At 64.2% G+C, this 16,012-nt stretch carries 17 protein-coding genes; 11 read left to right on the top strand and 6 right to left on the bottom strand.

What is annotated here, in order from left to right:
• A complete protein-coding gene (locus ACFMBG_RS12920; protein WP_421055107.1) occupies nucleotides 1-492 on the top strand; it encodes a CinA family protein in 492 nt (163 codons plus the stop codon).
• A 139-nt stretch (nucleotides 493-631) separates the two neighbouring features.
• Entirely contained in the window at nucleotides 632-1,813 is a 1,182-nt protein-coding gene (locus tag ACFMBG_RS12915; RefSeq protein ID WP_421055106.1) for an ammonium transporter, read from the top strand.
• A gap of 84 nt (nucleotides 1,814-1,897) precedes the next feature.
• Here the strand turns inward: ACFMBG_RS12915 and tmpT are convergent, their stop codons facing one another.
• On the bottom strand, nucleotides 1,898-2,539 hold the full coding sequence (tmpT, locus tag ACFMBG_RS12910) for a thiopurine S-methyltransferase (protein ID WP_421055105.1): 642 nt from the start codon (nucleotides 2,537-2,539) through the stop codon (nucleotides 1,898-1,900).
• Between the two features lie 93 nt (nucleotides 2,540-2,632).
• On the bottom strand, nucleotides 2,633-3,079 hold the full coding sequence (locus ACFMBG_RS12905) for a type II toxin-antitoxin system RatA family toxin (RefSeq protein WP_421055104.1): 447 nt from the start codon (nucleotides 3,077-3,079) through the stop codon (nucleotides 2,633-2,635).
• A gap of 74 nt (nucleotides 3,080-3,153) precedes the next feature.
• Here ACFMBG_RS12905 and hpt point away from each other — a divergent pair, with 74 nt between their 5' ends.
• Nucleotides 3,154-3,699 carry a hypoxanthine phosphoribosyltransferase gene (gene hpt / locus ACFMBG_RS12900; RefSeq protein ID WP_421055103.1) on the top strand — a complete coding sequence of 182 codons (546 nt, stop codon included), beginning with the start codon at nucleotides 3,154-3,156 and terminating at the stop codon, nucleotides 3,697-3,699.
• A 254-nt stretch (nucleotides 3,700-3,953) separates the two neighbouring features.
• Nucleotides 3,954-4,334, top strand: coding sequence for a hypothetical protein (locus tag ACFMBG_RS12895; RefSeq protein WP_421055102.1), 381 nt, complete (start codon nucleotides 3,954-3,956; stop codon nucleotides 4,332-4,334).
• Nucleotides 4,335-4,337: 3 nt separating this feature from the next.
• On the opposite strand, the gene ACFMBG_RS12890 is transcribed toward ACFMBG_RS12895, so the two are convergent.
• Both ACFMBG_RS12890 and lipA read right to left on the bottom strand, forming a co-directional pair.
• On the bottom strand, nucleotides 4,338-5,480 hold the full coding sequence (locus ACFMBG_RS12890; protein ID WP_421055101.1) for an amidohydrolase: 1,143 nt from the start codon (nucleotides 5,478-5,480) through the stop codon (nucleotides 4,338-4,340).
• Nucleotides 5,477-6,427: a lipoyl synthase gene (gene lipA, locus ACFMBG_RS12885; RefSeq protein WP_421055100.1), complete on the bottom strand. Its 951-nt coding sequence runs from the start codon at nucleotides 6,425-6,427 to the stop codon at nucleotides 5,477-5,479. Before lipA ends, ACFMBG_RS12890 begins: the two co-directional genes overlap by 4 nt.
• A 212-nt stretch (nucleotides 6,428-6,639) precedes the next feature.
• Here lipA and ACFMBG_RS12880 point away from each other — a divergent pair, with 212 nt between their 5' ends.
• Together ACFMBG_RS12880 and ACFMBG_RS12875 are read left to right on the top strand one after the other, a co-directional pair.
• The gene (locus tag ACFMBG_RS12880; RefSeq protein WP_421055099.1) at nucleotides 6,640-7,554 is read left to right on the top strand and encodes a hypothetical protein; all 915 of its coding nucleotides are present in this window, start codon (nucleotides 6,640-6,642) and stop codon (nucleotides 7,552-7,554) included.
• Nucleotides 7,555-7,750: 196 nt separating this feature from the next.
• Nucleotides 7,751-8,299, top strand: coding sequence for a peroxiredoxin (locus ACFMBG_RS12875; RefSeq protein WP_421055098.1), 549 nt, complete (start codon nucleotides 7,751-7,753; stop codon nucleotides 8,297-8,299).
• Between the two features lie 72 nt (nucleotides 8,300-8,371).
• Here ACFMBG_RS12875 and ACFMBG_RS12870 read toward each other — a convergent pair whose 3' ends face one another.
• The gene (locus ACFMBG_RS12870) at nucleotides 8,372-9,442 is read right to left on the bottom strand and encodes a DUF6456 domain-containing protein (RefSeq protein ID WP_421055097.1); all 1,071 of its coding nucleotides are present in this window, start codon (nucleotides 9,440-9,442) and stop codon (nucleotides 8,372-8,374) included.
• A gap of 233 nt (nucleotides 9,443-9,675) precedes the next feature.
• Between ACFMBG_RS12870 and ACFMBG_RS12865 the strand changes: the two genes are divergently transcribed.
• Nucleotides 9,676-10,035, top strand: a complete 360-nt coding sequence (locus ACFMBG_RS12865) for a DUF6477 family protein (RefSeq protein WP_421055096.1) — start codon at nucleotides 9,676-9,678, stop codon at nucleotides 10,033-10,035.
• A gap of 15 nt (nucleotides 10,036-10,050) precedes the next feature.
• Here ACFMBG_RS12865 and ACFMBG_RS12860 read toward each other — a convergent pair whose 3' ends face one another.
• Nucleotides 10,051-11,598 carry a trimethylamine methyltransferase family protein gene (locus ACFMBG_RS12860; RefSeq protein WP_421055095.1) on the bottom strand — a complete coding sequence of 516 codons (1,548 nt, stop codon included), beginning with the start codon at nucleotides 11,596-11,598 and terminating at the stop codon, nucleotides 10,051-10,053.
• Nucleotides 11,599-11,841: 243 nt separating this feature from the next.
• Here ACFMBG_RS12860 and guaA point away from each other — a divergent pair, with 243 nt between their 5' ends.
• The 4 genes from guaA to ACFMBG_RS12840 all read left to right on the top strand — a co-directional run bounded on the left by guaA (nucleotide 11,842) and on the right by ACFMBG_RS12840 (nucleotide 15,905).
• The gene (gene guaA / locus ACFMBG_RS12855; protein WP_421055094.1) at nucleotides 11,842-13,404 is read left to right on the top strand and encodes a glutamine-hydrolyzing GMP synthase; all 1,563 of its coding nucleotides are present in this window, start codon (nucleotides 11,842-11,844) and stop codon (nucleotides 13,402-13,404) included.
• A 117-nt stretch (nucleotides 13,405-13,521) separates the two neighbouring features.
• Nucleotides 13,522-13,746 carry a hypothetical protein gene (locus ACFMBG_RS12850; RefSeq protein ID WP_421055093.1) on the top strand — a complete coding sequence of 75 codons (225 nt, stop codon included), beginning with the start codon at nucleotides 13,522-13,524 and terminating at the stop codon, nucleotides 13,744-13,746.
• A gap of 55 nt (nucleotides 13,747-13,801) precedes the next feature.
• Complete coding sequence (locus ACFMBG_RS12845) at nucleotides 13,802-14,686, top strand: DMT family transporter (RefSeq protein WP_421055092.1); 885 nt, start codon at nucleotides 13,802-13,804, stop codon at nucleotides 14,684-14,686.
• A 103-nt stretch (nucleotides 14,687-14,789) separates the two neighbouring features.
• Complete coding sequence (locus ACFMBG_RS12840; RefSeq protein ID WP_421055091.1) at nucleotides 14,790-15,905, top strand: OmpP1/FadL family transporter; 1,116 nt, start codon at nucleotides 14,790-14,792, stop codon at nucleotides 15,903-15,905.
• Nucleotides 15,906-16,012: the final 107 nt, after the last annotated feature.

Raw genomic sequence — 16,012 nt, 5'->3', positions numbered from 1 at the left:
ATGGACACGGCAGAGCTCATCCGCCGCGCCACCGCCGCAGGCATCACCATCGCCACCGCCGAGAGCTGCACCGGCGGCATGATCGCCGCAGCGCTGACGGATATTCCCGGCTCCTCCGCCGTGGTGGACCGGGGCTTTGTCACCTATTCCAACGCCGCCAAGATGCAGATGCTCGGCGTCACGGCGGAAACGCTGGACGCCACCGGTGCGGTCAGCGAGGAAGTTGCCGCGGAAATGGCCGCAGGCGCGCTGGTGAACGCTGGCGTGACGCTTGCGGTTTCCGTCACCGGCATCGCCGGCCCCGGCGGGTCGGAGTTCAAGCCCGAGGGCCGCGTCTGCTTCGGCCTCGCGCGCACCGGCAAGGACCTCTTCACGGAAACGGTGGAATTCGGCGCCATCGGCCGGGACAAGGTCCGCGCCGCCACCCGCGACCGCGCGCTGGAGCTGCTGGCACAGGCGGTTTCCCAAATCGAACGCGAAACGGGCAGCTGACCCGCAGCGCCGCCCATTTTTTCGGCACTTGTAAAAAAGCCCCGATTTTGGGCGCTTTCAAACCTGCTGCCGCTTTTTTCTGCGCAAGCTTTCCGCTTTTTCCTGTCCCACCGTTTTCTCAAGGGGAAGGAACAGACGGATGAACGGAGCGGATACCGCATGGATCATAGTGGCCACGGCCCTGGTCCTCTTCATGACATTGCCAGGGCTGGCCCTGTTCTACGGCGGCCTTGTGCGTGCCCGGAATGTGCTCAGCGTCTTCATGCACTGCTACGCGATTGCCTGTTTGATGAGCGTTCTGTGGCTGGCCTTCGGCTACACAATCGCCTTCGGAAGCGGCACCAGCGGCCTGTGGGGCGGGCTGGACAAGATGTTCCTGAACGGCGTCACTGCCGACAGCCTGTCGGGTACCCTGCCCGAGGTTCTGTTCTTTGCCTTCCAGATGACCTTTGCCATCATCACGCCCGCGCTGATCGTCGGCGCCTATGTGGAGCGCGTGGGCTTCGGCTTTGTCCTGGTGTTCTCCGGCCTGTGGATGCTGCTGTGCTACGCGCCCGTGGTGCATTGGATCTGGGGCGGCGGCTTCCTGGCCGATGGCGGCATCTTCGGCGACGTGGGCGTCAAGGACTTTGCCGGCGGCATCGTGGTGCATGAAACCGCGGGCCTGGCGGCGCTGATCATCGCCTTCTTCCTCGGCCCGCGCAAAAACCGCACCATCCCGCCGCACAATCCCGGCTATGTGATGATCGGCGCCGCGATGCTGTGGGTCGGCTGGTTCGGCTTCAACGGCGGCTCGCAGCTGGCGGCTGACGGCGGCGCGGCACTGGCGCTGACCGTGACCCACATCTCCGCCGCCACGGCCTCCCTCTCCTGGGCGCTGTGGGAAAAGATCAAATACGGCAAAGCCTCCCTCGTGGGCCTGGTGACCGGCACCATCGCGGGCCTCGCCTCGATCACCCCGGCCTCCGGCTTTGTCGGCCCCGTTGAGGCGCTGATGATCGGTGCCGTTGCCGGCGTGCTGTGCCAGGAGGCGGTCAACCTGATCCGCAACAAGATGCAGATCGACGACACCCTGGACGTCTTTGCGGTGCATGGCGTCGGCGGTATTTTCGGCACCATCATGATCGCCGTCTTCGGCGCCGGTGCCTGGGCCGCGCAGCTGGGCGCGCTGGTCATCGTCGGCATCTTCACCGTGGTGGTGACCATCGTGCTGGTGAAAGTCGCCGCCGCGATCACATCCCTGCGCGTGGACCTCGAAAGCGAGACCAACGGCCTTGACCTGTCTGTTCACGGTGAGCGCGCATACGACATGAACAGCTGATCCCGGCTGCGGCAAATGCCACCACTCACGGCAGAGGGCGCAATTCCGGCGCCGGACGGGTTCCTTCGGGGACCCGTTTTCGTTTCAGGTCGAGGGCGTTAGCAGCCAGGCCTGTTCCAGCGCGTTGCAGCGTTCGCCGACCCGGCCCCCAGCGGCGCGCTCTTCGATCAGGGTGATGTCATGGCTGTCCTGATACAGCGCCTGCACGGCTGATTGCGGCACCGAAAACGGCGGCCCGTCCATCAGGGACTGGTCATAATCGAACCCGATCAGGAGCTGCCTGGCATTGCCCGTGATCCGGTTCAGATGTGCGGCGTAAGCCGTTCTGCCTTCGGGCTTTACAGCGACAAGCGCAGCACGGTCATAGACCGCGTTCACCGGTCCCAGATGCGCTGAAGCCAGGGCAAAGAAATCCCCCGCATAAAGCGTCAGCTCCCCTGCCTGATACCGTGTGAGCGCGCCTGTCTGCACCACCTCCGGCTCCAGCCCCTGGCGGGCAAACACTTCTTCCACCGCGCCCTGATTGAACTCGACGCCAGTCACGCGCAGGCCCTTAGAAACCAGCCAGTCCAGATCCAGCGCCTTGCCGCAGAGCGGCACAAAGACGGACTGCCCGGCCTTTAGTCCGAGCCGGGAAAAGTGTTTAGTCAGCAATGTGTTGGGCGCCGCTTCGTGAAAGCCGATACGGTTCTCGCGCCAGCGCGCCTGCCAGAAATCCTGCTCCATTCCGGGGGTTCCTTCCGTTGGAAAAATCAAAAGCCCCGCGGTGATACGACTTGAAGCCAGCTTTAAGTCAACTGGTTTCCGGCCTGCCGGAGCTTACCCGTACAGCTCCGCCGCGCGGCGTTCGAATGCACGCACGATGCGCTGCATCGCTTCGTTGAAGACTACCCCGATGATGCCCTGCAGCACCGCGTTCTTGAACTCGAAATCGACAAAGAAGGACACGTCGCAGGTGCCGTCCTCGCGCGGGGTGAAAATCCAGTGGGACTTCATGTAGCGGAACGGGCCATCGAGATACTCAGTATCGATTTTTCTCTCGCCTGGATAAAGGGTTACCCGGCTGCCGAACCGCTCGCGGAAGACCTTGAAGGAGATCACCAGATCCGCCTCCATCACCTCGGCCTCACCCAGCGGCGCCCGGCTGCGGATGCGGGCGGCAGCGCACCAGGGCAGGAACTTGGGGTATCGCGCGACGTCGGCCACCAGATCGTACATCTGCTGTGCCGAATAGGGCATCTGGCGGGTTTCCGAGTGTGTGGGCATCTGTCCGCTGATTTTCTGCTACAATTACCGGGCGTCATGTCCTATGTACGCGCGGGAAATTCAAGGGGGCAGCCATGTCACAGCGTCCATATGTCATTGATGTGATGATCTCGGCCAAGGCGATTGCAGCGCGGATCGAGGAGCTTTGCGCGGAAATTCACCGTGAATTCGAAGGCACAGACAAGGTGGTCGTGGTTGGCCTGCTGCGCGGCAGTTTCGTGTTCATCGCCGATCTGGTGCGGGAACTGGACCTGCCGATCGAAGTCGACTTCCTGGAGGCCTCCTCATACGGGGACGCGATGGAAAGCAGCCGGGAAGTACGTATTCTCAAGGACTTGCGCGGCGCCATTGAAGGGCGCGACGTGCTGGTGGTAGAGGATATCGTCGACACCGGCCACACGCTGAACCACGTGGTGAACCTGCTGAAGAGCCGCGAACCGGCACGGCTGAAATCCATCGCGCTCCTGGACAAGCCGTCGCGGCGCGAGGTGGATTTCCGGGCCGACTGGATCGGCTTCGAGATCCCGGACGAATTTGTCGTGGGCTACGGAATCGACTATGCGCAGCGCAACCGGAACCTGCCGCATATCGGCAAGGTGCGGTTCACCGACGAGGGCTGATCAGGCCGCCGCCCCCCGAAAACTGGGGGCACCCTGCGTGCACCCCCTGTGCACCTCCTGTACACCGCCCGTGCAGCCTGCCGCTATTTCCGTGCAGAAATGCCACAGAAATCAGGAACCTGCACGCTGCCAGGAACCGGCGCCAGTCCGCTGGTTTCCGCCGGCGGACAGCGCTTTTCAGCGCAGCGGATTTGCCTTTTCTGCCCGGCTCGCGCATCTGGACTCCAAACGCAGAGTTCACAGGAAATCCGCAAATGCAGAAAAGTCTGATGCTGGCCGCAGCGGCTGCCACGAGCCTCGCCCTTGCCCCCGCAGCGGCCCCCGCAGGGCCGCCGGAATGGGCGCATGGCCACGGCAAAAGCGCCGCCCATTACGCCCCCGGCCAGGTCAAGAAACGGCACCACCGCAAACACCGCCACAGCCACGATCATGACGATGATCACGATCACAGCCGCCATGACGGCCGCATCCGCGGTGACGACTGGGTCTACGTGGATGACTATGGCCGCTGGGGGCTGAAGCCGCCTCGCGACGGTCACCAGTATGTGCGCAAGGACAACCAGATCTTTGAGGTTGTCAAAGGCACCCTCGCGATCATCGGCGCAGTGGCCGTGGTCGATGCGCTGACCAAGTGACGGTCAGCCCAGCAGGGTCCTGACCGTCTGCAGAAAGATCCCGGCCCCGGCCGGGATCGCTGCGTCCGGGAAATCGTAATCCGGGTTGTGCAGCTGCGGCTGGTTCTCTCCGGAGCCCAGCCAGAACATCGCAGTCTTGGCGGTTTTGCCGAACTGGCCGAAATCCTCGGACCAGCGCTGGGGCATGCCGCGCATCTGCACCGGGTGGCCCGCCTCCGCTGCCGCTGCGCGCAGCAGCTTAACCGCCTCCGGATTGTTGGTGCAGGCGTCGAAGACGTCGTCGAATTCGATCGAGTGCCCCAGCCCCTCTGCCGCGCAGACCTGTTCCACCAGGCCCGAGGCCGCGGTGATCAGCTGTTCCATGCGGGTGTCGGTGACGGTGCGCAGGGTGGCCCAGACCTCTGCCTGGCCCGGTGCGATGCCGAAGGTGGCCTCGCCCAGCCGGGCGTGGGTCAGGGTGACCAGGGCGAATTCCGGTCCCAGATCACCGCTGCTGCCCAAAGCAGCAAGGCCCGGCAGCAGCAGGGCGATTGCACCGGCGGGGGACACCCCGTCCTGCGGTGCGGCGGCGTGGGAGGTTTTGCCGGTCAGCTTGATCCGCATTCCGCGGGACGCGCAGTTGGCGGCGCCAGTACACAGCGCTGCCTGCCCCACCGGCAGCCCCGGCAGGTTGTGCAGGGAGAAGGCATAGTCCGGGGCGATCTGTGCAAATGCGGGATCAGCGATCACGGCCGCGGCGCCCTTGCCGGTTTCCTCGGCGGGCTGGAACAGCAGCACGGCGCGGCCCTTGGCAGGACGGCTGGCAGCGAGGTCTTCGGCCAGCGCTGCCACCATCGTCATATGGCCGTCGTGGCCGCAGAGGTGGCCGCGGCCTGTGTGGGTGGAGCGGTAGGGCTGATCCGAGAGCTCCTCGATCGGCAAGCCATCCAGCTCGCAGCGGATCAGGACGGTGGGGCCGTCTTCCCTGCCCTCATAAACGGCAGCGATACCGTGGCCGCCGAGACCGGTCAGCAGCTTGTCGGGCTGATGCTGGCGCAGGTAGCCCGCCACCATGGCAGCGGTCTTTTCCTCGGCGCCGGAGACTTCGGGGATCTGATGCAGGGCGTGGCGCAGCCGGGTGAGCTGCGCCAGACGCTCAGGCGTCATGCCAGGCCCAGCTTCTTGTTGCGGGCCTCGCGCAATTGGGCAAAGTCATCGCCTGCGTGGTAGGAGGAGCGGGTCAGCGGCGTCGCCGAGACCATGAGGAAGCCCTTGCCATAGGCGGCTTTCTCGTAGGTCTTGAATTCCTCAGGCGTCACGAAACGGTCAACCGCGTGGTGCTTGGGCGTGGGCTGCAAGTACTGGCCGATGGTCAGGAAGTCGATGTCAGCGGCGCGCATGTCGTCCATCACCTGTTTCACCGCCTGCGTGTCCTCGCCCAGGCCGACCATGATGCCGGATTTGGTGAAGACCGACGGATCCAGCTCTTTCACCCGCTGCAGCAGGCGCAGGGAGTGGAAGTAGCGCGCGCCCGGGCGGACCTCAGGGTACAGGCCCGGCACGGTTTCCAGGTTGTGGTTGAAGACGTCGGGCTTGGCCTCGACCACCAGTTCCAGCGCGCTGTCATCGCATTTGATGAAGTCGGGCGTCAGGATCTCAATCGTGGTCTTGGGGCTGCGGTGGCGCACGGCGCGGATGGTCTGGGCGAAATGCTCGGCGCCGCCATCCTCCAGGTCGTCTCGGTCGACGGAGGTGATCACCACATGGTTCAGGCCCAGCTTCTGCACCGCGTGGGCAACCCGGCCCGGCTCAAACGCGTCCAGCGCGTCGGGGCGGCCGGTGGCAATGTTGCAGAAGGTGCAGCCGCGGGTGCAGATCTCGCCCATGATCATCATGGTGGCGTGACCCTGGCTCCAGCATTCGCCGACGTTGGGGCAGCCCGCTTCCTCGCAGACCGTGGTCAGCTGGTTGTCGCGCATGATCTTGTGCGTTTCGGCATAGCCCTTGCCGCCCGGCGCCTTGACCCGGATCCAGCTTGGCTTCTTGGGCTGAGCGTTGTCGGGACGATGCGCCTTTTCGGGGTGGCGCTGCTCCGGGATCTTTAGGTCTCTCACGTGGAATTTCCCTTCCGGCCTCTGGCTTCCTTGCGGGTGTACCATAGCTGATTTGGCTTGGCACGGGCATATCGTCAACCCTGCCTTGCGGCCTGATCATGGCTTGCGCCGCCTTATACAGGTGCCGTTTTCCTTTGCCAAAGCGCCGCATCGCCGCACATAGTCAAGCTGTGCAGGGCGAATGCACGGTTAAACGGTACAGGGAGGGCGTGATGGCCAAGGAGCTGGAGAAGTTCAAGGCGGAGCACAAGAAGCTGGCTGCGGGCACCAAGAAATTCACCACCGCCGAGGGCGAGAAGATCAAGAAGCGGATCGGGATTTCGCTGGGCAACGCCTGGGAGGGCGAGGATTATTTCCGCGAGAGCCTGGCCAAGGCGCGGGCTGACGGGGTGAAGTCCGAAAAGCTGGCCGACTTCCAGAAGAACAAGCATTCCAAGGACGGGCTGATCACCTGGAACAAGGCGGTGGACATTCTTCAGGGCGACGTCGATGCGATGAAGAGCTTCTGCACCGATGCCAAGGCGCATTTGGCCAAGATGAACAAGCTGGCCGCCGACATCGGGAAGGACCTGAAGAAACGCGCCAAGTCCTCGGCCTCCAAGAAGGATATCGAGGCGCTGCAGGGGGAGCTGGACAAGGAGATTGCCGCGGTCAAGAAGGCCTCGGAATACGAGGGCAAGCTGAACGCCGCGCAGAAGCTTTATGCGGCGAATTTCCAGAAGAAGGTCGACAAGATCCTGAAGGAAAAGCCGGACAGCCATGACAAGAAGATGGACGCGACCGAGCTGCCGCAGCTGCTGGTGGACCGCAATCTGAAGAAATACACCAACCAGGTCGGCGCGCTGGTAAAGGCGATCAACGCCCATTGCGTGGCGGCGATCGACAAGGCGGGCCAGGGCCTCAAGGCGGCGGCGCCGGATCTCAAGGCGGCGGCGGCCAAGTTCAAGGATCTGAAGAAGATCAACGACCAGTACCAGGCCGTGAAGAAGAAGTTCCCCGGCGCGATCAACGACTCCAAGGACAAGAAGAAGCTGCTGGCGACGCTGAAGAAATTCAATGACCTCACCGCCGCCGCTGAGCGGAAGGTGCGCGGCACCACGGTGACGATCAAGAAGGCTGCGGCCTAGCGCCGCGCCCGGCGGCTGAAAGGAAAGATTGGCGGCCGGAACATGCCGCGATCCGCGCCTTGAAAGGCGCATCTGCGCCGCCTGCCGCGGCGCAGCAATATAACCTGCATCCTGGACTCATGGACGTGTTGATACCGGCTTAGAATCATTTTAAGTCTGCGCGCCGAACGAGCATGAACCTTCAGGAGATTCAGAGATGAAAGCTGGCGTTAAGCTGCCCGACGTGACCTTCCACACCCGCGTGCGCGACGAGTCGATCGAGGGCCCGAACCCGTTCCGCTGGGAAGACAAGACCACCGCTGACTACTTTGCAGGCAAGCGCGTTGTGCTGTTCTCGCTGCCGGGCGCCTTCACCCCGACCTGCTCCACCTACCAGCTGCCGGGCTTTGAAAAAGGCTTTGCCGACTTCCAGGCCGAAGGCATCGACGCGATCTACTGCATGTCGGTGAACGACAGCTTCGTGATGAACGCCTGGGCGCGCGCCCAGGAGCTGGAAAACGTGGAAGTGATCCCGGACGGCTCCGGCGAGTTCACCCGCAAGATGGGCATGCTGGTCGCCAAGGACAACCTGGGCTTCGGCAACCGCTCCTGGCGCTATGCCGCCATCGTCAACAACGGCGTGGTCGAAGCCTGGTTCGAAGAGCCGGGCCTGTCCGACAACCACGGCGAAGACCCCTATGGCGTCTCCTCCCCGGAGACCGTGCTGAAGCACCTGAAAGAAGCCAAGGCAGAAGTCGCCGCCTAAGGCGCTGCCATTTCAGGCATTTTCACGGGTCCGCCAGGTGCGGGCCCGTTTTCTTTTGCAGGCGTCAGACTGTCAGCCGATCAGCTCCGCCTCCAGGGCGCTGGTCTCGCCGTAGAAGTCCGCCAGATGCTGCAGGGCGATGCGCAGCACCACCTTGCCGGACCGGGCCGGCCAGCCCAGGCTGCGCTCGGCGGTTTCCAGCCCCTCCAGATGGCAGCAGCAGCGCAGGGCAATGTCGCTGAGACCCGCGCCGAGTTTCTGCAGCGCCTCCGTCGTGCGCTGCTGGGCGGCGGCGCCGGCCTCGTGGCTGTTGCTGCGCAGGGCCTGGCTGCCCGGCGTGAAATAGAGCTTCTCCTGCATCAGGTGGCTGCTGATCTGCGCCAGCTCGAAATCCTCGCGCAGCCGCTTGCCCGCGCTTACCATTCCCGGGGAGAGAAACGGCTTGCCGTCCTTGTCCGACAGCCGCGCCAGCATCTCCAGCGGGGTTTCCGAGGTGCCATAGCGCGGCTTGCGGCAATAGCCGGGCTTGCCGCCGGCACCGGCCGCCATGAACGGTGCCTGCGCCTCGGCAAAACCGCCCTCCAGCCGCGCCCTGGCCCGGTTCTCCTGATCCGCAATGATCCGTTTCAGCGCGTTGCGGCCGGATTGCGTTATGGCGTAGCGGCTGATCCGGCCCCGGCGGGAACAGGAGATCCAGCCGGTCAGCGCCAGCGCCCCGGCCAGCGGGCGGGACACGGCGACTTTCTGGCCGTCGCTGTCCTGGCCTTCCCGCACCACAACCGCCATTTCCATGCCCTCGGCCGCCGCCAGAACCGCGCCACCGCGGCTGAGCAGCGTCAGCACACTGGCCGCCTCGCGTTCGAACCCGGAAGACAGGCCGCGCGCAGCGGGTTTGTCCGCAGCCGCGCCGGGCTTGGCGGCGGCGGCCTGAAAACGCCCGGCAAGATAGGTCAGCACGTCGTCGATCAGCGGATCGTCCCGCAGCGTCTCCACCCGCCGGACCTGACGCAGAATTGTGGACGGGTGGCACCCGGCCTTGCGGGCCAGCTGCCTGATCGGGCGGCCCGCCTCCGTGTGCTGAAGATAACGGCAGGTTTCAAGCGGCACCCAGCCAGGCAAGGGTGCGTGCGGTAGGTTTTGCATTTTCAGACCCCCGGTCGTCAGTCGGGCCCACCCGCCGGCCGCGCGCACTGCGCCCAAAGGCTCCTCCACGGTCACCCGACTGATTTTGAACAGAAATTCAGATCAGGCGCTATTGTTTCCAGAAAATGAATAATCATCACAAAACGGACCGTTCGCCGATAGCGCCCTCCCCGCAACACTACAATAGGTTGTGTTATAGCAGGTCCTGCACAGAGATTGGAAAGGAGAGCACAATGCAGGATGTATTCAGCCGGCTCGCGTTGCTCAAGCGCCCGCGGATCCTGTCGAGGGCGGCCCGCCTGGGAGCCCGGAATTATTGCCGCCAGCGCGATCTGCGGCGGATTCTGGGCTATGGGACACTGCCCAAGCCGGCCGCTGCGGTGATGCGGCTGTTGGAGATGGAAAGCACCCTGAACGCCGCGCGCAAGGCCGGCGAAGCGGGCTATTCGATGATCCGCCATGTGGATGTGCTGATCGCGCTGGCCGGCGAAGCGGGCTATCTGCGCGCCGCAGGGCGTACTGGCGACGCAAAAACGGCGGCCCTTGCGGACCGCCGTTTCCAAGCGGCAGAGAGCGCGGCCCCCTGCCCCTGAACTTTTCCCGGGCGATTACATGAACGCGTCGGGCATCGAGGCCTTCTTCTCGGCGACGAATTCCTCAAGCGCCTGCTTGATGGCGGGGTCCATGGCCGGCTGCTCGTAGGTGGCCAGCAGCTTTTCTACCCGGTTGGTTGCCAGCGCATAGGTGTCGCGCGCGCCTTCCTCTTCCCACTGCTCGAACGGCTTGTAGTCGAGCAGGTCGGACTTCCAGAAGGCCGATTTGAAATTGGCCTGGGTGTGGGCGCAGCCGAGGTAGTGGCCGCCGGGGCCGACTTCGCGGATGGCTTCCATGGCCTGGCCGTTTTCGTCCACCGAGATGCCTTTGGCGAGACCGTGCAGCGCGCCCAGCTGGTCGGCGTCCATCACGAACTTCTCGAAGTCCGCAACCAGGCCGCCTTCGAGCCAGCCGCAGGAGTGCAGCATGAAGTTCACGCCGGACAGCAGGCCCATGTTGAGCGAGTTAGCGGTTTCATAGGCTGCCTGCGCATCCGGCAGCTTGGAGCCGCAGAAGGAGCCGGCCGAGCGGAACGGCAGGTTCAGGCGGCGGGCCAGCTGGCCTGCGCCATAGGTGACCAGCGATGCCTCGGGGGTGCCGAAGGTCGGCGCGCCGGAGTTCATGTCGATCGAGGACACGAAGGCGCCGAAGATCGCGGGCGCGCCGGGGCGGACCAGCTGGCTGTAGGCGACGCCGGTCAGCACTTCGGCCAGAACCTGGGTCAGCGTGCCGGCAACCGACACCGGCGCCATGGCGCCACCGACGATGAACGGCGAGATGATGCAGGCCTGCATGTTCTGCGCGTAGACTTCCAGCGAGCCCATCATCACGTCGTCGAAGGTCATCGGCGAGTTGATGTTGGTCAGCGAGGTCATCACGGTGTTGTTCTGCACGAACTCCTTGCCGAACAGGATGCCGGCCATGTCGACAGAGTCCTGGGCGCGGCTGGGTTCGGTCACCGAGCCCATGAACGGCTTGTCGCTGAGGGTCATGTGCGCCATCAGCATGTCCAGGTGACGCTTGTTCACCGGGATGTCGGTGGGCTCGCAGACGGTGCCGCCGGAGTGGTGCAGCCACTTGGACATATACGCCAGCTTCACGAACTTGTTGAAGTCGGCCATGGTCGCATAGCGGCGGCCGCCATTGGCGTCGCGCACGAACGGCGGGCCGTAGACCGGTGCCAGCACCAGGTTGCGGCCGCCGATGACCACCGATTTCTCGGGGTTGCGGGCATGCTGGGTGAATTCCGCGGGCGCGGTTTCACACAGCTTGCGGGCCAGGCCGCGGGGGATGCGCACGCGCTCGCCCTGCACATCCGCGCCCGCTTCGCGCCAGCGTTCCAGCGCCGCCGGGTTTTCAACGAAGTTGACGCCGACCTCTTCAAGGATGGTTTCCGCGTTGTACTCGATGATCTCCAGCGCTTCCTCATTCAGGATCTCGAAGTTCGGAATGTTGCGCTCGATGTACTTGGCGGTCTCGATCTTGACGCTGGTGCGCTCGGCGCGGCGGGCGGCGCCGCCGCCGGAACCGCGGGCACGACGGCGCGGTGCTGCTTCTGTCATGGTTTATCCTCACCACAGGCATTTCATTGCGGAGGGTATTATAGCCACCGCGCGGCGCCGCGCCGCAGGATTACGGCCATTCAAGTTGAAAAGCGACATTGACGGGGCATTTTCCACCGCGGCGGTGGACTTTGGCATACCTGTCACGGCCTCCGGGGCACGCCGCCGTGAAAAACCGGGCCGCGCGCGGGCCAAGCGCCAAACCCCCTTGCAGAAAATGCGTTCCTGCCCTATGGCGCGTGCATGACAGAGACATCCCATGACCGCCTTCTCATCATCGACTTTGGCAGCCAGGTCACGCAGCTGATTGCGCGCCGCCTGCGCGAGCTGAACGTCTATTGCGAAATCCACCCCTATCAGAATGTCACCATGGACTTTGTGCGCGAGATGGCGCCGAAGGCGGTGATCTTCTCGGGCGGCCCCGACAGCGTGACCCGCGAGGGCTCCCCGCGCGTGCCGCAGGAGATCTTCGACTACGGCGTGCCGATCCTTGGCATCTGCTACGGCCAGCAGGTGATGATGCACCAGCTTGGCGGCCGGGTGGTCTCGGGCCACGGCACCGCCGAATTCGGCCGCGCCTATGTGACCCCGACCGAGGAGCGCATCCCGCTGCTCACCGGCTGGTTCCTGGAAGAGCGCGAGCAGGTCTGGATGAGCCACGGCGACCACGTCTCTGAGATCGCGCCGGGCTTCAAGGTCTACGGCACCTCCCCCAACGCCCCCTTCGCGATCACCGCGGACCTGGAGCGCAATTTCTTTGCAGTGCAGTTCCACCCCGAGGTGCACCACACCCCGAACGGCAAGACGCTGTACGAGAACTTCGTCAAGATCGCGGGCTTCACCGGCGACTGGACCATGGGCGCCTACAAGGACGAGGCGATCCGCCAGATCCGCGAGCAGGTCGGCGACAAGAAGGTGATCTGCGGGTTGTCCGGCGGCGTCGACTCCTCGGTTGCGGCGGTGCTGATCCACGAGGCGATCGGCGACCAGCTGACCTGCGTCTTTGTCGACCACGGCCTTCTGCGCAAGAACGAAGCGGAAGAAGTCGTCAAGATGTTCCGCGACAACTACAACATCCAGCTGATCCACGCGGATGAAAGCGAGCTGTTCCTCGGCGAGCTGGAAGGCCAGTCGGACCCGGAAACCAAGCGCAAGATCATCGGCAAGCTGTTCATCGACGTGTTCCAGAAACACGCCGACACCATCGACGGCGCCGAGTTCCTGGCGCAAGGCACCCTGTACCCCGACGTGATTGAATCCGTGTCCTTCTCGGGCGGCCCGTCGGTCACCATCAAGTCGCATCACAACGTCGGCGGCCTGCCGGAGAAGATGGGCCTCAAGCTGGTGGAGCCGCTGCGCGAGCTGTTCAAGGACGAGGTCCGCGCACTGGGCCACGAGCTGGGCCTGCCCGCCAGCTTCATCGGCCGCCACCCCTTCCCGGGGCCGGGCCTGGCGATCCGCTGCCCGGGCGAGATCACCCGCGAGAAGCTGGACATCCTGCGCGAGGCGGATGCGGTCTATATCGACCAGATCCGCAAACATGGCCTCTATGACGAGATCTGGCAGGCCTTCGTGGCGATCCTGCCGGTCCGCACCGTCGGCGTGATGGGCGACGGCCGCACCTACGACTATGCCTGCGCCCTGCGCGCGGTGACCTCGGTCGATGGCATGACCGCGGACTACTATCCGTTCAGCCACGAGTTCCTGGGCGAGACCGCCACACGGATCATCAACGAGGTCAAGGGCATCAACCGCTGCACCTATGACATCACCTCGAAGCCTCCGGGCACCATCGAGTGGGAATGACCCAGCATTCAAGAACCCCGGCCCAGCGGCCGGGGTTTCTTTTTGTCCGGGCCGGTCAACCAATCCGCCAGGTGTTGATGGAACAGCTCCCCAAACACCGCCGGTTTGGAAAATCCAATGACCATTTGCCACCCGCTGAAACTTATCTTCATCAAGACCAAGAGGGCCGGCGGCACGTCTTTTGAAATCGCCTGTCCAGTTTCTGCGGCGAAAAAACCCGTGCAGAATTGGGCTATCCCGGCGCGCAGAATTATCAGCAGCGAGCCTGGCCGGACGGCACTGCGGAATTTACTGCCCGGCGCGGCTGCGCGCCTGCCGCTGCCGGGCCTTTCTTGTGCTTGACCCCCGGCCGGGATCCCTGTCTGTTCCCGCCTGAGCAAAACGGGGAGACGCCGGCATGGCAGAGGGTGAATCGCGCGCGGGACTGGCGGCAGTGTGGATGGTGGGGGCCATCGTCTCCTTTTCCGCCATGGCCATTGCCGGCCGCGAGGCCGGGCTGACGCTGGACACCTTCGAGATCATGACCTACCGCAGCATGGTGGGCCTGCTGATCGTGGCGGTGCTGCTGTCGGCCACCGGGCGCTGGCATCAGGTGCAGCGGGACCGGCTGGGCGTGCATCTCCTGCGCAATATCTTCCACTTCACCGGCCAGAACCTGTGGTTCCTCGCGGTGACGCTGGTGCCGCTGGCGCAGGTCTTTGCGCTGGAGTTCACCTCGCCCCTGTGGGTCATCATCCTGTCGCCGCTGCTGCTGGGCGAGGTGCTGACCCGGCGGCGGATGCTGGCGGCGGGGCTGGGCTTTGCCGGCATCCTGATTGTCGCCCGCCCCAGTCCGGATACCCTCAGCCTGGGCCTGGGGGCGGCGGCGAGCTGCGCGATTTTCTTTGCGCTCACCGCGATCCTGACCAAACGGCTGACAAGGCACGAGAAAACCGCCTCGATCCTGTTCTGGCTCACCGCAATGCAACTGGGCATGGGGCTGCTGGCGGCGGGCTGGGACGGCGATATGGCGCTGCCGGACTCCGTCACCCTGCCCTGGCTGGTGCTGATTGGCGTCGCCGGCCTGACCGCGCATTTCTGCCTGACCACCGCCCTGTCGCTGGCGCCTGCCAGCGTGGTGGTGCCGGTCGATTTTGCCCGCCTGCCCGCCATCGCGATCCTGGGCATGGTGATTTACGGCGAGGCGCTGGACGCCTGGGTGCTGAGCGGCGCGGCTGTCATCTGCATCGCAAATTATCTCAACATAGTTGCAGGAAATCCCGTCAGATCCGCCCGGAATTGATCGTTTCCGGCAAGTTGCCGCTTGGTTACCGTTGATCTGCGGATTTCTGCCCGTTTACGTTCCCGTAAAGCGGCCCGCACAGGCCGCAATACAGGGAGGAACAATGAAACGCTATCTTGCAACGTCGGCGGCTTTGGCGCTGGTATCGGGCTCCGCCATGGCCAGCGGTCTGGACCGAACCGGCCAGCCGATCGGCATTATCTTCGAAGAGGGCACCTACGCCGAATTCTCGTTTGCGACCACGTCCGTGGACCTGTCGGGCAACGACCGGACGGCCTTGAACCCGCTCGGCTCGGCCACCGGAGACGTCGGCGACCGCTTCAGCATGTTCGGCGCGGGGTACAAGCGTGACATCAACGAGCAGCTGTCGTTTGCCCTGATCTTTGATCAGCCCTGGGGTGTGGACGTAGACTATCCGGAGGGCGGTTCCGTGCTGCTTGGCGGCACCTCCGCGCAGGCGGATTCCAACGCTGTCACCGCCCTCCTGCGCTACAAGTTCAATGAGCGCTTCAGCGTCCATGGCGGCCTCCGCTACCAGGAGATCGATGGCCAAATCAACCTGGCCGGCGCCGCATACGGGGCCATTCCCGGCGGCACCTACAATGTGAAAGTGAACAAGGACGGCGCCTTTGGCTGGGTGGCCGGTGTGGCCTACGAGATCCCCGAGATCGCCCTGCGCGCAGCGCTGACCTACAGTTCCGAAATCGAACATGATTTCAATGTGGACGAAACCTTTGCCGGGTTCCCCGCCGCGAACGCATCCACCTCGACCACGACCAAGACGCCGCAATCGGTGAACCTGGACTTCCAGACCGGTGTCGCCAAGGACACGCTGCTGTTCGGCAGCATCCGCTGGGCCGAACACAGTGTGACCGACTTGGTTCCCACGACGCTTGGCCGTGACCTGATCGACCTGGACGACTCCTTTACCTACACGCTGGGTGTTGGCCGCCGCTTCAACGAGCAATGGTCCGGCTCGCTGGCGCTGATCTATGCTGATGTGGACGGCGATGACCTGGTGTCGCCGCTGGCGCCGACCCATGGCTATGAGGCAATCCGCCTTGGCGTGCAGTACCAGCAGGACAGGATGACCATCTCTGCCGGCATCCGCTACACGCAGCTGGGCGATGCGGTCGCCTCGCCGGGCGGCAACCCGGTCTCCAACTTCCAGGACAACGACGCCGTCAGCTTTGGCCTGAAGGTCGGCTACAACTTCTGATCCTCTGGCAGGCAGCAGAAACTGCAGACACGGTCTCTGCCCCGCCCCTTTTCCGGGCGGGGTTTTCTTTTGCCGCAAGAAACGGGTCGCTTGATGCCTGCCCGCGC

The sequence above is a fragment of the Leisingera coralii genome, from assembly GCF_049056525.1.
GTDB lineage: Bacteria > Pseudomonadota > Alphaproteobacteria > Rhodobacterales > Rhodobacteraceae > Leisingera > Leisingera coralii.
Note: the sequence above shows the minus strand (reverse complement) of the source record. Positions and strands in the feature narration are given on the sequence as shown.